This window comes from Acidiphilium sp. PM, from assembly GCF_000219295.1.
GTDB lineage: Bacteria > Pseudomonadota > Alphaproteobacteria > Acetobacterales > Acetobacteraceae > Acidiphilium > Acidiphilium multivorum.
The window spans coordinates 1-590 of record NZ_AFPR01000523.1; the positions used below are offsets into that span (position 1 = coordinate 1).

A 590-nucleotide genomic window follows, 5' to 3' on the forward strand; every position below is an offset into this window, starting at 1 on the left:
TTGCGCCGGGTTGATCCATGTCATTGTCCGCGCCGCCGTCCGGCGGCAGGTTCGGAACCGTCCGGTAACGAAACCTTGCCGGCCTCTCGCGGAGGAGCGCGGCCCCGATGTGTCTCGGTATCCCCATGCAGGTCGTGGCGATCGACGGGTTCAACGCCGTCTGCGAGGCGCAGGGCGTGCGCCGCGCCGTCAGCCTGTTCATGCTCGGCGCCGGCGAGGTCGCGCCCGGCGACCATGTCATGGTCCATGTCGGCTACGCGCTGCGGAAAATGACCGAGGGCGAGGCCCGCTCCGCCTGGGAGCTGCTCGCCGTCCTTGGCGAGGCCGCGCCGTGAGCGCGGGGCGGCGATGAGCGGCGAGGCCGAGGCCCGGCTCTGGCTCGACCGCATCCGTGCCCTGCCGCCGGGCCCGCCGGTCGCCATCATGAATGTCTGCGGCGGGCATGAGCGCAGCCTCAGCATGCTCGGCCTGCGCGCCCTCCTGCCGGAGGGTGTGCGCATCATCCCCGGCCCCGGCTGCCCGGTCTGCGTCTGCCCCGAGGAAGACCTCGCCGACGCGATCGCCCTGGCGATGGCCGGCGGCGTCACCCT

1 protein-coding gene and 1 pseudogene are annotated in these 590 nt (G+C 72.9%); both read left to right on the forward strand.

Annotated features, from left to right (window positions below):
* Positions 1–107 precede the first annotated feature (107 nt).
* Positions 108–335 carry a HypC/HybG/HupF family hydrogenase formation chaperone gene (locus tag APM_RS17170; protein ID WP_007424663.1) on the forward strand — a complete coding sequence of 76 codons (228 nt, stop codon included), beginning with the start codon at positions 108–110 and terminating at the stop codon, positions 333–335.
* A pseudogene (locus APM_RS17175) lies at positions 316–590 on the forward strand (hydrogenase formation protein HypD); the annotation flags it as partial. The gene APM_RS17170 and the pseudogene APM_RS17175, both read left to right, overlap by 20 nt.

Bases quoted from the DNA above. Each gene is read 5' to 3' on its own strand.
- APM_RS17170 (WP_007424663.1), top strand. From the start codon at position 108: ATGTGTCTCGGTATCCCCATGCAGGTCGTGGCGATCGACGGGTTCAAC.